Source organism: Sinomonas atrocyanea (assembly GCF_030812675.1).
GTDB classification, from domain to species: Bacteria; Actinomycetota; Actinomycetes; order Actinomycetales; family Micrococcaceae; genus Sinomonas; species Sinomonas atrocyanea_B.
Genome location: NZ_JAUSTE010000008.1, coordinates 190,646 through 207,304 on the forward strand (window position 1 = coordinate 190,646; position 16,659 = coordinate 207,304).

Here is a 16,659-nt window from a genome sequence, read left to right on the forward strand (position 1 = left end):
CAGCAAGCACCAAGGACCACGACAATGACGTCTTCACCCACCCCCGCCCCATCGCAGGCCGGCAAGCTCAGCCTGACGAGCATCATCGGCTACGGCGCGGGCGACGCCGCGAACAACCTCGCGTTCACCACCACCACGATGTTCCTGCTCGTCTACTACACGGACGTAGCGGGCATCTCCGCGGCCGCCGCGGGGACCCTGTTCCTCGTGGTGCGCATCTTCGATGCCTTCTCCGACCTGCTGGCGGGGCGGATGGTGGACCGCACCTACACGAAGCGCTGGGGCAAGTTCCGGCCGTTCATCCTGTTCGGCGCCCTGCCGCTTATGGTGCTCACGTTCCTGAACTTCCACATCCCCCAGATCGGCGCGGACGGGAAGCTGGCCTACGCCTACATCGTCTACGCCGCCCTGGGGCTGGCCTACTCGCTCGTGAACATCCCGTACGGCTCGATGGCCGGGGCCATGACCCCACGGCCCAAGGAGCGCGCCAAGCTCGCGTCCTCGCGGACCATCGGGGCGCTGCTGGTCGGCTCGGCGCTCGGGATCTTCGTGGCCCCGCTGCTCAAGGCGGGGGCCAACCTCCAGCCGATCTTCACGGCCGTGACGGTCGTCTTCATGGTCCTCGGCACGGCCCTGTACCTGTTCACGTTCTTCACCACCCGCGAGAAGGTGGTCCGCGACGTCCCCAAGGTCTCCTTCAAGCAGAGCATGCAGACGCTCAAGGGGAACAAGCCGCTGCTGATGCTGTGCCTGTCCTCGGTGCTCTTCCTCTCCGGCTACCTCTCGCTGACCACCGTGCAGGTGTACTACTTCCGCGACGTGCTCCACAGCCTGGCCCTCATCCCGGTGCTCTCGATCGTCCAGCTCGTCGTGACCCTCGCCCTCGGCGCCGTGATGCCCGCCATCGTCGCGCGGACCGGCAAGCGCGCCGTGTACATCGCCTTCGTCGGCGTCCTGGTGGTGGGCGGCGTGATCGTGCTCTTCTCGCCGGCCGCCCTCGTGTGGCTCGGCTTCCTCGGCTTCGTGGTCGCAATGGCCGGCGTGGTGGGCGTCAACATCGTCGTGTGGGCCCTCGAGGCCGACACGGTCGAGTACGGCGAGTGGAAGACTGGCGTCCGCTCCGAAGGCATCATCTACTCGCTCTTCTCGTTCACCCGCAAGACCGGCCAGGCGATCGGCGGGGCCCTCGCCGGCTACGCGATCGCGTGGGGCGGCTACAACGGCCACGCGGCCCAGCAGTCAGCCCAGGCGGTGCTCGGGATCCAGATCGCCGCGGGCCTCATCCCCGCCGTCCTCGCCATCTCCGCCGGCGTGATCATGTTCTTCTACGACCTCACCGACGAGCGGCACGCCAAGATCGTCGCCGAGATCCGCGAGCGGCACGTCCAGGCCGGGGCCGGCCTCGGTGCGGACCCGGAGACGGTCGCGCTGCACTCGCAGCCGGAGGCCTGAGCCGGAACCGGCCCCAGCGGAAGGGCGGACGACGGCGGAACTCCCGTTCCGCCGTCGTCCGCCCCTGTGCTTCCTCAATGTTTCATGGTTTGTGGCGCGTTAACTGGACATTCACCCGCGCGATGCCTTGGATGTGTGCACTGGGGAAACTGACTCCGAGACGATAGAAGGGTCCCGATGGGCACCATCCAGGCCGAGCATCCGCGGCCGCGCCACTTCCTCCTCCATGTCAGCGACACGCACCTGCTCGGCGACGGACTCCTCGCGGGCTCCCTCGACTCCGAGGCACGGCTGCGCCGCCTGTTCGCCCAGATGCACGACGCCGGCGGCTCGCCCGAGGCGATCATCGTCACCGGCGACCTCGCGGACCGGGGGGAGCCGGAGGCGTACACGCGGCTGCGCGAGATCGCGGAGCCGGCCGCCGAGGCCCTCGGCGCCCGCCTGATCTGGGCCATGGGAAACCACGACTCGCGGCCCGCACTCCGGGAGCACCTGCTCGGCGAGGAGCCGTCCGCGGAGCCGTTCGACCGGGTGCACTGGATCAACGGGCTCCGCGTCGTCGTGGTCGACACGAGCGTCCCGGGCGCGCACCACGGCGAGCTCTCGCCCGCACAGCTCGGCTGGCTCGAAGAGGAGCTGAGCTTCCCGGCGCCGGACGGCACGATCCTGGCCATGCACCACCCGCCGGTGCCGTCCGTGCAGGAGCTCGCGGTGCTCGTGGAACTCCGGGGCCAGGCGGCGCTCGCCGACGTGCTGCGCGGTTCGGACGTGCGGGCCATCCTCGCCGGCCACCTGCACTACTCGACCTCGGGACTGTTCGCGGGGATCCCCGTCTCCGTCGCCTCGGCCACGTGCTACACGCAGGACCTCGCCGCCGCCGTCGACCCGGCCACGGGCCTGCGGGCCACGCGCGGCCGCGACGGCGCCCAGGCGTACAACCTGGTCCACGTGTACGCGGACTCCGTGGTCCACTCGGTGGTGCCGGCCGCGGGCGGCGACACCGTGGGCAGGTTCGTGCCAGCGGAGGACGTCGAGCGGATCCTCGCCGAGCACGGGATCACCTTCCCCGCCGACGACGGCGCGGGCCGGCGGACGCGCCGGGCCACGTCCGAGAAGGTCGGGCCGGCCACCGGCATGCTGCCCACCGTCTGAGGCAGCGCGGCGCTACCCTGCCGCCGGCCGCTCCCAGGGCGCCGGGATCGGGAAGTACTTCTCGAGGAAGTCCGTCACCCGTTCCTGGCGCTCCTCGCCGGAGACCTCCGGGTATGAGCCGTCGTTGAGGCAGAAGAAGTCCTGATTGCGCTTCTTCAGCAGCCTGGGCAGCGCGTCGAGACCGGCACGGACCGTCGTGTCGATGTACTGGACCTTCGCGCCCACCTTCGTCACCGCGCGGCCGGTGAGCAGCGCGTAGTAGTGGTAGAAGGAATTGGTGACCGAGATGCTGTCCCACGAGCGGAAGCGCGCGGCCGCCGTCCGGGCGAACTCCTCGGGGAACTCCTGCTCCATCTCCAGCAGCACGGACTTCCGCAGGGGCGCCGCGGTGTGCTCGAGGTGCCGGGTGGTGATGCGGCCGAACCGCTCGTAGAGGAGCCGCCGGTTCACGCGGGCAGCGTTCTCATGGCCCGAGCGGTCGAGGTGGTTGTCGCCGAGCCCGATCCGGGTCGAGGCCTCGATGAACTTGGTGATCCCGCCGGGGGAGAAGAACATGTCCGGGCCGAGGGGCCGGCCGAAGAACATGTCGTCGTTCGAGTAGAGGAAGTACTCGGAGAGGCCCTCGATGTGCTGCAGCTGGGACTCGATGGCCTGGGAGTTGAAGACCGGCAGCACCGAGGGGTCCTTGTAGTGGTCCGCGGCCGGGACGATGGTGATCCGCTCGTGGGAGGTCTCGAGCCACGCCGGCGGCTTGGAGTCGGTGCAGATGAAGATCCGCCCGATCCACGGGGCGAACATGTGCACGCTGCGCAGGGCGTACTTGAGCTCGTTGATCTGCCGCACGCGGGCGTCGGCGTCGTCGCCCTCGCCGTGGACCACCCCAGGCAGGAAGGACTCGCGGTAGCGGCGCAGCTCGGGGTCCGCGCCGTCAACCCACGAGAACACGATGTCGATCGTGAAATCGATGTCCGTCGCGTGGTCCGCGAACATGTTCTCGATGGTCGGCCAGGTCCGGCCGAAGCGCTCCACGGTGCCGCGGACCGCCTCACTGCGCGGGAGCGTGCGCCGGGTGAGGGAGTTCTCGATGGGCAGCTGGAGGGTCTCGCCCTCCCACTTCCACAGCTCCACCTGCACGCCGGTCTCGTGGCCGTACCGCAGCCCGCCCGCCGGCTCGATCCGGGGCCGGTAGAGCCGGAACATGCGGGCCTGCCCGGACTCCGCGAGCCGGCCGTCCGCGACGAGCAGTGCTCGGTCCTTCCGCGCGTCCACCGTCAGGGAGTAGAAGGGCTCGTCGCGGCACGCCTCGACGAGGGCGCGGCGCAGGTCCTTGCGCCGGGTCCAGTCCACCGCGATCACCGGGCGCGCGTCGTTGCCGCGCACCAGGAGGTAGGGGATGTCCGCATGGTCCAGCACGTCGCGGACGAACAGCAGGTCCTCCACCATCGCCTCGTGGGGCGTCTGCGTCCGGTTGACCAGCGCGTAGCCGCGCTTCTTGTGCCGCAGGACGTCGTCCCTGTCCGCGAGCCGCCGCCCTGCTTCGGCGGAGGTGACCTCGAGCGCAGCGGGGGCCGGTTCCGTGGTGTCTGGAGTCGCATGGTAGACCTCGGCAGGCGTCGGGGACGTGTTCACTGGCCTCCTCTGGGAAACATTGGGGTTCTCGGCACATGATAGGCCCCGTGGGCCCGCGCCGGGGGCCCGCTCCTCGCTAGGCTGGGCCCAGCAGCGGCCGGCCGGGCGACCGGGCCGGGGAGAGGAGCACCGTGGGCGCAGGGGAGTCGTTCGCCGTGGTGGGAGCAGGGATCATCGGGGCCGCCGTCGCACGCGAGCTCACCCGCCGTTTCCCGGGCGCCGCGGTCACCGTGTTCGAGAAGGAGCCCCGCGCTGCCGCGCACCAGACCGGGCACAATTCCGGGGTCGTGCATGCGGGCCTCTACTACGAGCCCGGCGGCCTCAAGGCGCGGCTGTGCCGCCGCGGCGTCGGGCTCCTGCGCGACCTCTGCACCGAGCGCGCCCTCCCGTACCAGGCCTGCGGGAAGGTCGTCGTCGCCCTCGACGCCGGCGAGGAGGCACGGCTCGAGGGGATCTTCGAGCGGGCGGTCGCCAACGGCGTCCCCGGCGTGCGCCTGGTCGGCGCCGGCGAGCTGCGCGAGATCGAGCCCAACGCCGTCGGCCGGCGCGCGCTCTACTCGCCCGAGACGGCGATCGTGGACTACGCCCGCGTCACCGAGGCCCTCCTCGACGACGCGCGCGCGGCCGGCGGGTCCGTCCGGTTCGGCACCGAGGTGCGGGCCGTGGCCGAGGCCGGAGCGTCCGCGACCGTGGAGACGGCCCACGGGTGCGAGCGGTTCGACGCGGTCATCGCCTGCGCAGGGCTGCAGTCCGACCGCCTCGCCGCCCGGTCCGGAGAGGAGGAGGGGCCGGCCATCGTGCCCTTCCTCGGCCAGTACTTCGTCCTCGAGGCCGCCTACCGCGAGGTGGTGCGGGGTCTGGTCTACCCGGTCCCGGACCCGCGGTACCCGTTCCTCGGGGTGCACCTGACGAAGCGGGTGGACGGGGAGATGACCGTGGGTCCCAACGCCTTCCTGTCCCTCTCCCGCGAGGGGTACGCGGGGCTCGGCCTCGACGTGCGGGACGTCGCCAGCACGCTGTCCTTCGGCGGCTTCTGGCGGTTCGCGGCGGGCAACCTGGCCACGGCGGCCCGGGAGGTCCGCACGCTCGCCTCGCCCGCGCGCTTCATCGCCGAGGCGGGACGGTACGTTCCGGCGCTCGCCGGCGCGCGGGCGGTGGGCGCCTCCCGCGGCGTCCGGGCCCAGGCCATGAACCGGGACGGCAGCCTCGTGGACGACTTCGCGATCCAGCGCCGCGGCCGGATCACGCACATCCGCAACGCGCCCTCGCCCGGCGCGACCTCCTCGATGGCGATCGCGGAGCACATCGTCGGGAGCCTCGCCCTCCCCGCCTGACCTCGCGCCGTCGTGCGTCGCCACTAGAATCGGTGCCATGACTGACGCCGCACCCGTTGACATCGCCGCCGCCCGCGCCCGCCTGCTGGAGCTCATCAAGGAGCTCGCCGTGGTGCGGGGCTCGGTGATCCTCTCGAGCGGCAAGGAAGCGGACTACTACGTGGACCTGCGGCGCATCACGCTGCACCACGAGGCGAGCCAGCTCGTGGGCCTGGTCATGCTGGACCTCATCGACCACGCCGGAGTCCAGGTGGACGCCGCGGGCGGGCTCACCATGGGCGCCGACCCGGTGGGCACCGCCGTCATGCACGCCGCCCGCGAGGCCGGCCGCGCCGTCGACGCGTTCGTGGTGCGCAAGGCGCAGAAGTCGTACGGCATGGGCCGGCAGGTCGAAGGCCCGGGCGTGGAGGGCCGCAAGGTCGTGGTGCTCGAGGACACCTCGACCACCGGCGGCTCGGCGCTCGCGGCCGTCGAGGGCGTGCGCAACGCGGGCGGGGAGGTGACGGCAGTGGCCGTCATCGTGGACCGCGCCACGGGCGCGAAGGAGCGCATTGAGGCCGAGGCCGGCGTGCCGTACCTCTTCGCGTTCGGGAAGGACGAGCTCGGTCTCGACTGAGGGACCTGGCCCGGGCAGCGACGTGGGGGGACCATCCGTGGACCCGGCGCTCCTCCGGGCCGCGCTGCGGGTCAAGGCCTTCTCCCGCCGCGCCTTCCTCGGCGGCGCGACGGCCTCGACGCTGCTCGCCGCGGACCTGTTCGTCACCCGCGAGGTGCAGAGCCGACGCCGCCAGACGGTGCTGCTCGACCTCGCCGACGACACCGCACGGGAGCGCTTCCCCGGCACGTCCTGGATCCTGTTCCCCGGCTACAAGACGAGCTGGGAGGAGGCGCGGATCATCCTCGCCTCCCTGCGGTCCTCCCTGTCGGAACGAGGCCAGCTCGCCGCGGTGGGGTACTCCAACCTGGGCCTCGACCTGGACGAGATCCTGGACACCCTGCGGGTCTACATCCGCCAGCGGCGCCTGCGCACCCTCTACTTCTACGGGCACTCCTTCGGCGGGATGGTCGCCGTCGAGGCCGCCGCGCGGCTGCTGGCCGAGGACGGCCTCCAGGTCGAGGTGATCCTCCTCGACTCGACGCCGGCCTCGAAGTTCGACGTCCTCGACCAGGGCTGGTTCGACTCGGTCGTGTACCTGTACGACCTCGGCATCCGGATCCCGTCCGTGGTGCGCGGCGGGTACGAGTTCGGCGAGCGGGTGGCGCACAAGAACGAGCGCACGTGGGGCCAGATCGTCAACCAGACCCTCGAGCAGCTCTCCCCGCTCGCGCCCTCCAACGTGCTCATCCAGAGCGAGTCGGAGTACATCTACCAGTGGGACGCCACCCGTTTCACCGACTCGCTCGGCACGGTCCAGATGGCCTTCATCGGCAACCCGGGAGACCAGACGGTGGACTACGCCTCAGCCCGGTCCCGCTGGGAGCGGCTGTTCGCGAAGAACATGGTGAGCTCGGACCTGCAGACGATCGGGGCCTTCCCGGCGCACGCGAGCCCGCAGTGGAGCGGCATCGTCTACAACCGCGTCCTCAACCGGCTCCTGCCCCAGCTGCTCCCGCTGCCCCGGAGCGTGGGAGGAGCCGGAGGCGGGACCGGGTAGGGGGCACAGACGGAACGGCCGGCCACCCGCAGGGGGTGACCGGCCGCCGTCGTGCGCGGGTGGTTCAGACTGTGGTGTAGCCGCCGTCGATGAGGTAGTAGCCGCCGGTGACGAACGAGGCGTCCTCCGAGAGCAGGAAGACGACGACGTGCGCGACCTCCTCGGGCCGACCGAGCCTGCCGAGCGGGTGCTTGCCCTTGAGGAGCTCCAGCACCTCGGGGGTGAGGTTGTTCTCCAGCAGCGGGGTCTGGATGTAGCCGGGCCCGACCGCGTTGATGCGCAGCCCCTGGGCCCCGTACTCGGCGGCAGCGTTCTTGGTCACGCCGACCACGCCGTGCTTGGCGGCGGTGTAGGCGCTGTTGCCGAGGGCCGCGACGGCGCCGTGGATCGAGGCCATGTTCACGATCGCGCTCTCCGCGGCGCCAGCCTTGAGCATCTCCGGGATCTGGTACCGCATGCCGTACAGAACGCCGTTGAGGTTGATGCCGATGACCTTGTCCCAGTCGTCGAGGTCGATCTCCCCGGTGGGGGCGTTCTTCCCGCCGATCCCGGCGTTGTTGACGGCGTAGTTGAGCTTGCCGTACGTCTCCACGGCGAACTGGACCGACTTCTCTGCGTCTTCCTTCTTCGACGTGTCGGCCCGGAAGGCCGAGGCCGTCCCGCCTGCGTCGGTGATCTCCTTGGCCACGCGCTCGGCTGCTTCGAGGTTGATGTCGGTCAGGACCACGCTCGCGCCCTTGGCCGCGAGCTCCTTGCCGATCGCCTCGCCGAGGCCCGAGCCGCCGCCCGTGACGAGGGCTACCCTGCCGGTGAACTGTGCCACGTCGATCTCCTCTGTCTTCGCTGGATTCTCAACTGCTCAGTGCAGCGCACCGCGATGAATGCGCATTCCGTCCGGGGGTGTCTCGTTGCGGACACCCAGGGGTGACCGGCCAGACACTAGAGCTGCTGCAGGAGGTCCTTCACCGATGCGAGGACCTGGTTGGGCCGGAACGGGTAGGCGGAGATGTCCTCGCGCCGCGTGATGCCCGAGAGGACGAGCACGGTGTGCAGCCCGGCCTCCATGCCCGCGATGATGTCGGTGTCCATCCGGTCCCCGATCATGGCCGTGGTCTCGGAGTGCGCATCGATCTGGTTCATGGCCGAGCGGAACATCATGGGGTTCGGCTTGCCGATCGTGTAGGGCGTGCGGCCCGTGGCCTTGCTGATGAGCGCGGCGATCGCACCGGTGGCCGGGAGCACGCCGTCGCGCGAGGGGCCCGTCGCGTCGGGGTTGGTGGCGATGAAGCGGGCGCCGTCGAGGATGAGGCGGATGGCGGTGGTGATTGCGTTGAACGAGTACGTGCGCGTCTCGCCGAGCACCACGTAGTCCGGGTCCTGGTCGGTGAGGATCATGCCGGCCTCGTGCAGCGCCGTGGTCAGCCCCGCCTCGCCGATCACGTAGATCCTGGCACCCGGCATCTGGTCCTTGAGGAACACCGCGGTGGCCAGCGCGGAGGTCCAGATGTTCTCCTCCGGGATGCTCAGGCCCGAGGAGGCCAGGCGCGCGGCCAGGTCGCGGGGGGTGTAGATCGAGTTGTTCGTCAGGACCAGGAAGCGGCGGGAGGTGTCCACCCACCGCTGGATGAGTTCGGCGGCGCCGGGGACCGGGTGGTTCTCGTGGACGAGCACGCCGTCCATGTCCGTCAGCCAGCATTCGATCTCCTGGCCGCTGCGGTAGACCACGGGGCCGGCGGGCTGCGTCGGCTCGACGTCGGGGGACTCGCTCATGAAACGCTCCTCGGGTCGGGGGGAGGGTGCGCGCACGACGGCGGACGCACCCTTAGTCTTCCATCCCGCCGATCATTTGAGGCTGATTTCCGCATTTGCCTCCAGAATGCAAGGGATTCCTCCGCAGATGCGGAAGTACGCCCTCTAGACTGTCGCCATGGCACTGCTCCGCATCGCCGACGCCGCCCGGCTCACCGGCGTCTCCGACGACACCGTGCGCCGCTGGGTGGACGCCGGCGCCCTCGGCGCCCACAAGGACGAGTCCGGCCGCGCCGCGGTGGACGGCGCCGAGCTCGCCGCGCACGCGCGCGCCATCGCGGCCGCGCCCTCGGACCCCTCGGGGGTGGGGCGCTCCGCCCGGAACCAGTTCGTGGGCCTCGTGACGGCGGTGACCGTGGACAAGGTCATGGCGCAGGTGGAGCTCCAGTGCGGCCCCCACCGCGTCGTCTCGCTCATGAGCTCCGAGGCCGTCCGGGAGCTGGGCCTGGAGCCCGGGTCCGTGGCGACGGCGGTGGTCAAGGCCACCACCGTGATCGTCGAGACTCCGGGCGGGAGGGCGCTGTGAGGCGGGCAGCGAGGACGCTGGCCGCACTGGTGCTCGGGGCGGTCGCGTCTGCCGGGCTGCTCACCGCCTGCGGCGGGACGACCGCGGGGGGCGGCCCCGCGGCGTCCTCCGGGAACGGCGCGGCCCGCACCGTCACGGTCTTCGCCGCGGCGTCCCTGAAGCAGAGCTTCACCGCGATCGGGCGGCAGTTCCAGGCCGCCCACCCCGGCACCACGGTCGCGTTCAGCTTCGCCGGGTCCTCCGACCTCGCCGCGCAGATCGCGAACGGGGCGCCCGCGGACCTCTTCGCGTCCGCGGACACGAGGACCATGGACAAGGTCACCGGGTCCGGGCTGGCCGACGGCACCCCCGCGGACTTCGCCACCAATGTGCTCACGATCGCCGTGCGCCCCGGCAACCCCGCCGGGATCAAGGGCCTGGCGGACCTCGCCCGGCCCGGCCTCAAGCTCGTGGACTGCGCGCCGCAGGTGCCGTGTGGGGCGGCGGCGCAGGCGGCCGCGGTGGCCGGCCACGTGGCGCTGGCACCGGTGTCGCAGGAGTCGAACGTGACCGACGTCCTCGGGAAGGTGGCAGCCGGGGAGGCCGACGCCGGGCTGGTCTACGTCACCGACGCGCGCGGAGCCGGGGGGAAGGTCGCCTCCGTGCCGTTCCCCGAGGCCGCGTCCGCGGTGAACCGCTACCCCATCGCGGTGCTGCGCGACGCGAAGGACAAGGAGCTCGCGCACGAGTTCGCCGACTACGTCGCGGGCCCCGAGGGACGGAAGGTGCTGGCCGATGCCGGCTTCGGCGCGCCGTGACCCCTCAGCGCAGGGAGGTGACCCCTCAACGCAGGGACATGACCCCTCAACGCAGGGAGGTGACCCCTCAGCGCAGGGCGGGTCTGGGGGTCACCTCCTGAAGGTCACGTCCCGCGGGTTCACGGGGCTTCCTGCCTGGCTCTGGGCGCCGGCGGCGGTGGGCGCGCTGTTCGTGGCCGTGCCGCTGGCCGGGATCCTTGTCCGCGTGGACTGGGCGCACTTCGTCCCCCTCGTCACCTCGGAAGCGTCCCTCGCGGCGCTCCGGCTGAGCCTGACGACGGCGGGGGCGAGCACCGCCGTCGTGCTCCTGCTCGGGGTGCCGATGGCGATGGCCCTCGCCCGGGGCAGCGTGCCCGGCCTGCGCTGGCTCCGCACGCTCGTGCTCCTGCCGCTCGTGCTGCCGCCCGTGGTGGGCGGCCTCGCGCTCCTGTACACGTTCGGCCGGCTGGGCCTCGTCGGGCGCTGGCTGGACCTGCTCGGCGTGCAGGTCGCGTTCAGCACCACCGCCGTGGTCATGGCGCAGGCGTTCGTGTCCCTGCCGTTCCTCGTGGTCTCCCTCGAGGGCGCGCTGCGCACGGCCGGCGGCCGCTACGAGGCGGTGGCCGCGACCCTCGGGGCATCGCCGACCCATGCCTTCCGGCGCGTCACCCTCCCGCTCGTGCTGCCCGGCGTGGCCTCCGGCCTCGTCCTTGCCTTCGCCCGCTCGCTGGGGGAGTTCGGCGCCACCCTCACCTTCGCCGGCAGCCTCCAGGGCGTCACCCGCACGCTGCCGCTCGAGGTGTACCTGCAGCGCGAGACGGATCCCGACGCCGCCGTGGCCCTCGCGCTGCTGCTCGTCGCCGTCGCCGCGGCGGTGGTGGGCCTCGCCTACGGACGCCGGGCCGGGGGAGCGCGGTGACCGCGTCACGGGAGGACCTGCTGACCGTCGACGCCGGCCTCGCCGCCCGCGGCGTCCGGCTCGCCCTCGCGGTCGGGGAGGGCGAGACAGTGGCGGTCATGGGCCCGAACGGTGCCGGGAAGTCGACCCTGTTCGGGCTGTGCGCGGGGCTGCTGCGGCCGGACGACGGAAGCGTCGCGCTCGCCGGCCGGGTCCTCGCCGACGGCCGCGGCACCTGGGTTCCCCCGCACCGCCGCGGCATCGCGCTGCTGGCCCAGGAACCGCTCCTCTTCCCGCACCTGGACGTGCTCGGAAACGTGGCCTTCGCCCCCCGGGCGGCCGGTGCCCCGCGCGCCGAGGCCCGCGCGGCCGCCGCACGATGGCTGCGCGAGGTCGACGCCGAGGAGCTGTCCGGGCGTCGCCCCGCCGAGCTCTCGGGCGGCCAGGCGCAGCGCGTCGCGATCGCCCGGGCGCTCGCGGCCGAGCCCCGGGTCCTCCTGCTCGACGAGCCGTTCGCGGCCCTCGACGTCGCGGCAGCCCCCGCCCTGCGCCGGCTGCTGCGGCGCGTCCTCGCGGACCGCACGGCGCTCATCGTCACGCACGAACCGCTCGACGCGCACCTGCTCGCCGACCGCGTCGTGGTGCTCGAGTCCGGCCGCGTCGCCGAATCCGGGCCCACGTCCGGCCTCCTCGACCGCCCCCGCAGCCGCTTCGCCGCGGGCCTCGCCGGGCTCAACTTCGTCCAGGGGCGTGCCGTGCCCGACCCCGCGGCCCCGGCCGGCCGGCTCAGCGTCGACGGGCTCGGCGAGCTCTCGGGCACGCTGCCGGACGGGGCGGAGCCCCCGGGCCCGGGCGAGGCGGCCATCGCCGTGTTCCGGCCCGCCGACGTGGCCCTCTACCCGGTCCCCACGGCCCCGGGCGGGGCCGGGGTGCCGTACGGGTCGCCGCGGAACGCCTGGGCCGGCATCGTCCGCGAGCTCGAGCCGCGCGGCGCCCAGGTGCGGGTGCACTGCGACGCCGCCGGCCACGCCCTCGTGGCGGACCTCACCCCGGCGGCGGCCGCCGAGCTCGACCTCGGCCCGGGGGCCGGCGTCGTGCTCGTCGCGAAGGCCGCCGCCGTGACGGTCTACGGCGCCTAGTAGCCGGCGGTCCCCGAGCTGGCGGAGGCGAGCGGCGTCTGGATCATGGTCCCGTCGGCGCCGATCACATACCACACGTTGGCGACGCCCTGCCCGTTGAACTGTCCGGGGCCGGTGTCCTTCGCGTAGTAGTAGATGGGCATCCCGTTGACCGTGATCTGCTGCTTGCCGCCGACGCCGGTGATGCTGCCGATCTTCCCCGTCACGCCCTGCAGCGTCGGGGCGCCGGCGCTGGTCACGGCGGGCCACAGGGACGCGCACCCGCCGGTGCAGGCGCTCGTGGTCGCGCCGGCGTTGTCCCGCGTGTACACGTAGACCGCCTTGCCCTCCCCGTCCACGACGACGGTGTGGCCCGCGACGGTAGCAGTCTTGAGCGTCTCGACCTCCTCCGACGACGACGACGCTGCCGACGACGCCGAGGAGGGCGCTGCGGCCGGGGCGCTCGACGAGCCCGTGCTGCCGCTCCCACCCCCGCAGCCGGCGAGGGCGAGGGCGGAGGCCGCCGATGCCGCGGCCAGGAGGAGTGCTGCTCGCTTGTTCATGGTGTCGCCTTCCCTGATCCGGCGGCTGTCTGCCGCTGCCCATGAGACGCCGTGCGCAGTGATCCGGTTCATCGCCAGTCCGCGAGGGGGCCGGCTCCGAATGATGGAGCAGCAGCAACCATGGTGCCGAGGTCGCGGGGCGACGCCGGCGGAGGGAAAGGACACGACGATGGGCGCACGCCTCGTTCGCCGCCTCGTCGCGCTCAGTTGCGCGGCGCTGATGATGAGCGGCTGCGCGGCCGCTCAGGGGGCACCCGCGCCGCAGGAGGCGGCGCAGCAGTCCGCCGCGGCACCCTCCTCTTCCGCGTCGCCGGCGGGGCCGCCACCCGCGGCGGCGATGGTCTGCGGGCAGGAGATCAGGGCGAAGATCGCCCAGATCCTGGCGCTGCCCGCCGACCCCTCACCGTCCTCGACGTGGGCGGGGAGCCGCTACACCTGCACGTACCGGCTCCCCTCCGGCGCTCTGGTGCTCGCCGTCCAGGAATCCCCGGATCCGGCGGCGGCCCGCGCCGCCGCCCACGGCGCGGTCGCGGCGCTGCCCAGCGCTGCCCCGATCGAGGGGCTGGCGAACCTCGGCCTGCCCGGCTACCAGAGTCCAGCGGGCACCGTGGCATTCGCGAAGGACAGCTTCGCCCTCACCGTGGACGCCACGGGCCTGAAGGAGCCAGTGGGCCCCCACGGCGTCTCCCGCAGCTCCCTCGCCTACCAGATCGCCACCGACGTGCTGGCGTGCTGGAGCGAATGAGCCGGCGGACACGCATCGGTCCAATCCGTGATCCGGACCACTCCGAACAGTAGCCGTCGGACAGTTCCTGAGCCCGGCGACCGGCGCCACCAGGAGCCGGCGACGCGACAAAGAGCATGGAGGAATCACCATCATGAAGAAATCTGCCTTCCTGATCGCCCCGGCCCTCGCCCTCGGGGCCGTGGCCCTCTCCACGAGCCCGGCACTGGCGGCCGACAGCACCACCTACCAGGCGAATCTGGGGGCCATCAACGGCTCCCATGCCTCGGGCACGGCCATGATCACGCTGAACGGAAACCAGGCCACCGTGACCGAGAAGGTCTCGGGCCTCGCCGCGACCTTCAGCGGCAAGCCCTACCCGCACGTCCAGCACATCCACATCGGCGCCAGGGGCACCTGTCCTGGGCCCTCGGCCGACACCAGCGGCGACGGGGTGATCAGCACCACCGAGGGCGCCCCGTTCTACGGGGGCATCGGCGCGACCCTCTCCACGAGCGGTGACACCAGTCCCGCGGCGGGCACCGACCTGGCTGCCGCAGGGATGGGCTCCTCCTTCACCTATCAGCGCACCATCACGCTGGACGCGAAGACGCTGGCATCGCTGCAGTCCGGCACGGCGGTCGTCGTCGTGCACGGCCTGGACCCGGCGACCCTGCCGGCCGGAGCCCAGAAGGAGCCCAGCGACCTCGTGCCCTCACTGCCGCTGGCGGCGACCTCGCCCGCCCTCTGCGGCACCCTCACCGCGATGCCCGCCGGCGCCCCCGGGACGGGCATCGCTGCCCCGGCACAGCAGCAGGGAGCCGATCTGGCTCTCATCGCGACGGGTGCGGGCCTGATCGCCGCCGCAGGCGGGGTCTACGGCATCCGCCGCCGTCTGGCAGCCAAGGCCTGATTCCGCTATGCGAGCAGGAGGGTCAGGCCCGATGAGAGAAGGTGCCCCCAGCGGCGGCCATGGGCGCCGGCTCGCCTCCGTGGGCGCCACGCTCCTGCTCGCCGCAGGCCTCGCGGGGATCGGCCTCGGTCTGGCCCACGGGAGTGCCCCCGTGGGCCAGACCGGAGCCCCCACGGGGGTTCCCGCGACGGCCGCTGCCTCCCCGCCCGCGCCGTCCCCCACGGCCGGGGAGAGCACGCCATCACCGGAGGCACCGAGGTCGGCGCAGGCGGCCCCGCCCCCCGCCCACTCCGGCCCCGTGCTGCCCGCCTCCGCCCCCACCCGCCTCCAGGCGCCCTCCATCGGAGTGGACACCCCCCTGATCCAGCTGGGCAAGCAGCCCGACGGCGAGGTCGCCGTTCCGCCGGGAGCACCCGGGTCCCCGGCCGGCTGGTACACCGGGTCGGTCGCGCCCGGCGCCTCCGGGTCCGCCGTGGTCCTCGGGCACGTCAACGCCATCGGCACACCCATCGGCGTGTTCTACCGCCTCCACGAGCTCGCGCCCGGTGCGCAGGTGACGGTGGTGCGGGCCGACCACACCGCAGCCGTGTTCGTCGTAGACCGGACCGACGTGTACCACAAGTCCCAGTTCCCCACCGTCGAGGTCTACCGCAACGCGGACCGGGCCGAACTGCGTCTGATCACCTGTGGCGGCTACGACCCGGCGTCGGGCCAGTACCTGGACAACACGGTCGTCTACGCCCACCTCGTCTCGAGCCACCCGGCATGAACCGGCCCGACCTTCCTGAAGGACCCTGACCATGGAACTGTCCCCACCCTCTCGCCGGCGCCTGGCCGGCCTGGCCCTCCTCCTCAGCGCAGTATCGCTGGGGGCCGCTGCCTGCTCCGGCGCAGCCATGGGCAGCAGCAGCTCCGGCAGAGGCGCGGCCCAGTCCGCGCCTGCCGCGACGGCCTCGATGGAGCCGGGCATGGCCATGGGCCCCTCGCGGACCACCGCCGCGGCGGCGGTCACCATCCACATCAGCGCCTCGGCCTACTCCGATCCCGGCACTGTCGCCCCGGGCGCCACGGTCACGGTCATGAACATGGACGCCCGAACCCATACCGTCACCGCGGACGGTGGCGCCTTCAAGGTCACGGCCCCGTCAGGCAGCAGTGTCACCTTCACCGCCCCGACCACGCCCGGCACCTACCCCTACCACTGCGAGTACCACGCCGACATGCACGGAAGCCTCACCGTCGGGTGACGCGGACGCCCCGCCGGCAGCTTCCGTGTTTGATCCCGGCGGAGGCGGGGTAGAGTTCCGGGTGGCCCATGTGGGCTGGGCCCTCCCTCCCGGGCCGACAGAGGCCCAGGAGCTAGGAGCATTGATACGGTGACCATCCCGAGGCGACCCGGCAGGCCCCCGGCCGCCGATCCGGTTCCGGCCGGCGGCGGCGAGGCCATCACGGCCGGCCCGGGCGCGCCCGAGACGCCCGTCAGCGCCCCGGCAGCACAGCGTCCTCCGGCCAGGCACCCGCTCCGCACCGCAGCCATCGCGATGGGCGTCGTCATCGCCCTCACGGTCGCCGGCTCCATCCTGCTCGGGCTCGGACTCCGCGCGGCCCTGAAGATGGACAAGGTGACGGACTACCCCGGCCCCGGCACCGGACAGGTCCAGGTGACCGTCCAGCCCGGCGCGGGGCCCTTGACCGTGGCGCAGGAGCTCCAGCAGGACGGGGTCATCGCCGACCCCGAGACGTTCGTGCGGGCGCTCTCCGGGGCCGGCGGGAAGATCAGCCCTGGCGACTACACGTTCAAGAAGGAGATGAAGGCCTCGGATGCGGCGGCGATCCTGGCCGGCACGGACAGTGCGAAGGTGGTCTACTTCGCGCTGAGTGCGGGGATGCGGGTGGGGGACTCGCTGGATGCGATCGCGAAGGCGGCGTCGGTGGACCGCAAGGACCTCGATGCGCTCAATGCGAAGCCGGGGGACTTCGGGCTGCCGGCCAAGGCCAAGAGCCTGGAGGGCTATCTGGCCCCGGGGGAGTACCGGTTCCCGGTGGGGACCTCGGCCAAGGACATCCTGGCCAAGCTGGTCTCGACCACGGTGGACGAGCTGAAGCAGGA

Annotated in this window: 18 protein-coding genes; 14 read left to right on the forward strand and 4 right to left on the reverse strand. The window is 72.4% G+C overall.

What is annotated here, in order from left to right; all coding sequences use genetic code 11:
* Positions 1-24 precede the first annotated feature (24 nt).
* Complete coding sequence (gene uidB, locus J2W20_RS12830) at positions 25-1,452, forward strand: glucuronide transporter (RefSeq protein WP_307007030.1); 1,428 nt, start codon at positions 25-27, stop codon at positions 1,450-1,452.
* 177 nt (positions 1,453-1,629) lie between these two features.
* A complete protein-coding gene (locus J2W20_RS12835; protein WP_307007031.1) occupies positions 1,630-2,604 on the forward strand; it encodes a phosphodiesterase in 975 nt (324 codons plus the stop codon).
* A 12-nt stretch (positions 2,605-2,616) separates the two neighbouring features.
* Here J2W20_RS12835 and J2W20_RS12840 read toward each other — a convergent pair whose 3' ends face one another.
* Positions 2,617-4,233 (reverse strand): stealth conserved region 3 domain-containing protein, encoded by a 1,617-nt coding sequence (locus J2W20_RS12840; protein WP_307007033.1) that lies wholly within the window; start codon positions 4,231-4,233, stop codon positions 2,617-2,619.
* A gap of 131 nt (positions 4,234-4,364) precedes the next feature.
* On the opposite strand from J2W20_RS12840, the gene lhgO reads away from it, so the two are divergent.
* Genes lhgO through J2W20_RS12855 form a run of 3 tightly spaced genes read left to right on the forward strand, consistent with a single transcriptional unit; the run spans position 4,365 to position 7,222 of the window.
* Complete coding sequence (lhgO, locus tag J2W20_RS12845; protein WP_307007034.1) at positions 4,365-5,567, forward strand: L-2-hydroxyglutarate oxidase; 1,203 nt, start codon at positions 4,365-4,367, stop codon at positions 5,565-5,567.
* A 37-nt stretch (positions 5,568-5,604) separates the two neighbouring features.
* Positions 5,605-6,183 carry an orotate phosphoribosyltransferase gene (gene pyrE, locus J2W20_RS12850; protein WP_307007035.1) on the forward strand — a complete coding sequence of 193 codons (579 nt, stop codon included), beginning with the start codon at positions 5,605-5,607 and terminating at the stop codon, positions 6,181-6,183.
* A 37-nt stretch (positions 6,184-6,220) separates the two neighbouring features.
* A complete protein-coding gene (locus J2W20_RS12855) occupies positions 6,221-7,222 on the forward strand; it encodes a thioesterase domain-containing protein (protein WP_307007036.1) in 1,002 nt (333 codons plus the stop codon).
* Between the two features lie 64 nt (positions 7,223-7,286).
* Here the strand turns inward: J2W20_RS12855 and J2W20_RS12860 are convergent, their stop codons facing one another.
* The gene (locus tag J2W20_RS12860) at positions 7,287-8,045 is read right to left on the reverse strand and encodes an SDR family NAD(P)-dependent oxidoreductase (protein ID WP_307007037.1); all 759 of its coding nucleotides are present in this window, start codon (positions 8,043-8,045) and stop codon (positions 7,287-7,289) included.
* Between the two features lie 116 nt (positions 8,046-8,161).
* Positions 8,162-8,992, reverse strand: coding sequence for an HAD-IIA family hydrolase (locus J2W20_RS12865; RefSeq protein ID WP_307007038.1), 831 nt, complete (start codon positions 8,990-8,992; stop codon positions 8,162-8,164).
* Between the two features lie 157 nt (positions 8,993-9,149).
* Between J2W20_RS12865 and J2W20_RS12870 the strand changes: the two genes are divergently transcribed.
* From J2W20_RS12870 to J2W20_RS12885, 4 genes are all read left to right on the forward strand, one after another.
* Positions 9,150-9,557, forward strand: coding sequence for a TOBE domain-containing protein (locus tag J2W20_RS12870; RefSeq protein ID WP_307007039.1), 408 nt, complete (start codon positions 9,150-9,152; stop codon positions 9,555-9,557).
* Entirely contained in the window at positions 9,554-10,354 is an 801-nt protein-coding gene (gene modA, locus J2W20_RS12875) for a molybdate ABC transporter substrate-binding protein (RefSeq protein ID WP_307007040.1), read from the forward strand. Before J2W20_RS12870 ends, modA begins: the two co-directional genes overlap by 4 nt.
* 97 nt (positions 10,355-10,451) lie before the next feature.
* A complete protein-coding gene (locus J2W20_RS12880) occupies positions 10,452-11,252 on the forward strand; it encodes an ABC transporter permease (RefSeq protein ID WP_307007070.1) in 801 nt (266 codons plus the stop codon).
* Positions 11,249-12,370, forward strand: coding sequence for a sulfate/molybdate ABC transporter ATP-binding protein (locus tag J2W20_RS12885; protein ID WP_373458013.1), 1,122 nt, complete (start codon positions 11,249-11,251; stop codon positions 12,368-12,370). Before J2W20_RS12880 ends, J2W20_RS12885 begins: the two co-directional genes overlap by 4 nt.
* Here J2W20_RS12885 and J2W20_RS12890 read toward each other — a convergent pair.
* Positions 12,367-12,912, reverse strand: a complete 546-nt coding sequence (locus tag J2W20_RS12890; protein ID WP_307007042.1) for a COG4315 family predicted lipoprotein — start codon at positions 12,910-12,912, stop codon at positions 12,367-12,369. The genes J2W20_RS12885 and J2W20_RS12890 overlap by 4 nt on opposite strands.
* A 169-nt stretch (positions 12,913-13,081) precedes the next feature.
* Between J2W20_RS12890 and J2W20_RS12895 the strand changes: the two genes are divergently transcribed.
* From J2W20_RS12895 to J2W20_RS12915, 5 genes are all read left to right on the forward strand, one after another.
* Entirely contained in the window at positions 13,082-13,657 is a 576-nt protein-coding gene (locus J2W20_RS12895) for a hypothetical protein (protein ID WP_307007043.1), read from the forward strand.
* A gap of 133 nt (positions 13,658-13,790) precedes the next feature.
* On the forward strand, positions 13,791-14,549 hold the full coding sequence (locus J2W20_RS12900; RefSeq protein ID WP_307007044.1) for a hypothetical protein: 759 nt from the start codon (positions 13,791-13,793) through the stop codon (positions 14,547-14,549).
* Positions 14,550-14,580: 31 nt separating this feature from the next.
* Complete coding sequence (locus J2W20_RS12905; RefSeq protein WP_307007045.1) at positions 14,581-15,318, forward strand: class F sortase; 738 nt, start codon at positions 14,581-14,583, stop codon at positions 15,316-15,318.
* A gap of 31 nt (positions 15,319-15,349) precedes the next feature.
* On the forward strand, positions 15,350-15,796 hold the full coding sequence (locus tag J2W20_RS12910) for a cupredoxin domain-containing protein (RefSeq protein WP_307007047.1): 447 nt from the start codon (positions 15,350-15,352) through the stop codon (positions 15,794-15,796).
* 129 nt (positions 15,797-15,925) lie between these two features.
* The coding region (locus J2W20_RS12915) for an endolytic transglycosylase MltG (protein ID WP_307007049.1) at positions 15,926-16,659 on the forward strand (734 nt) is incomplete at its 3' end.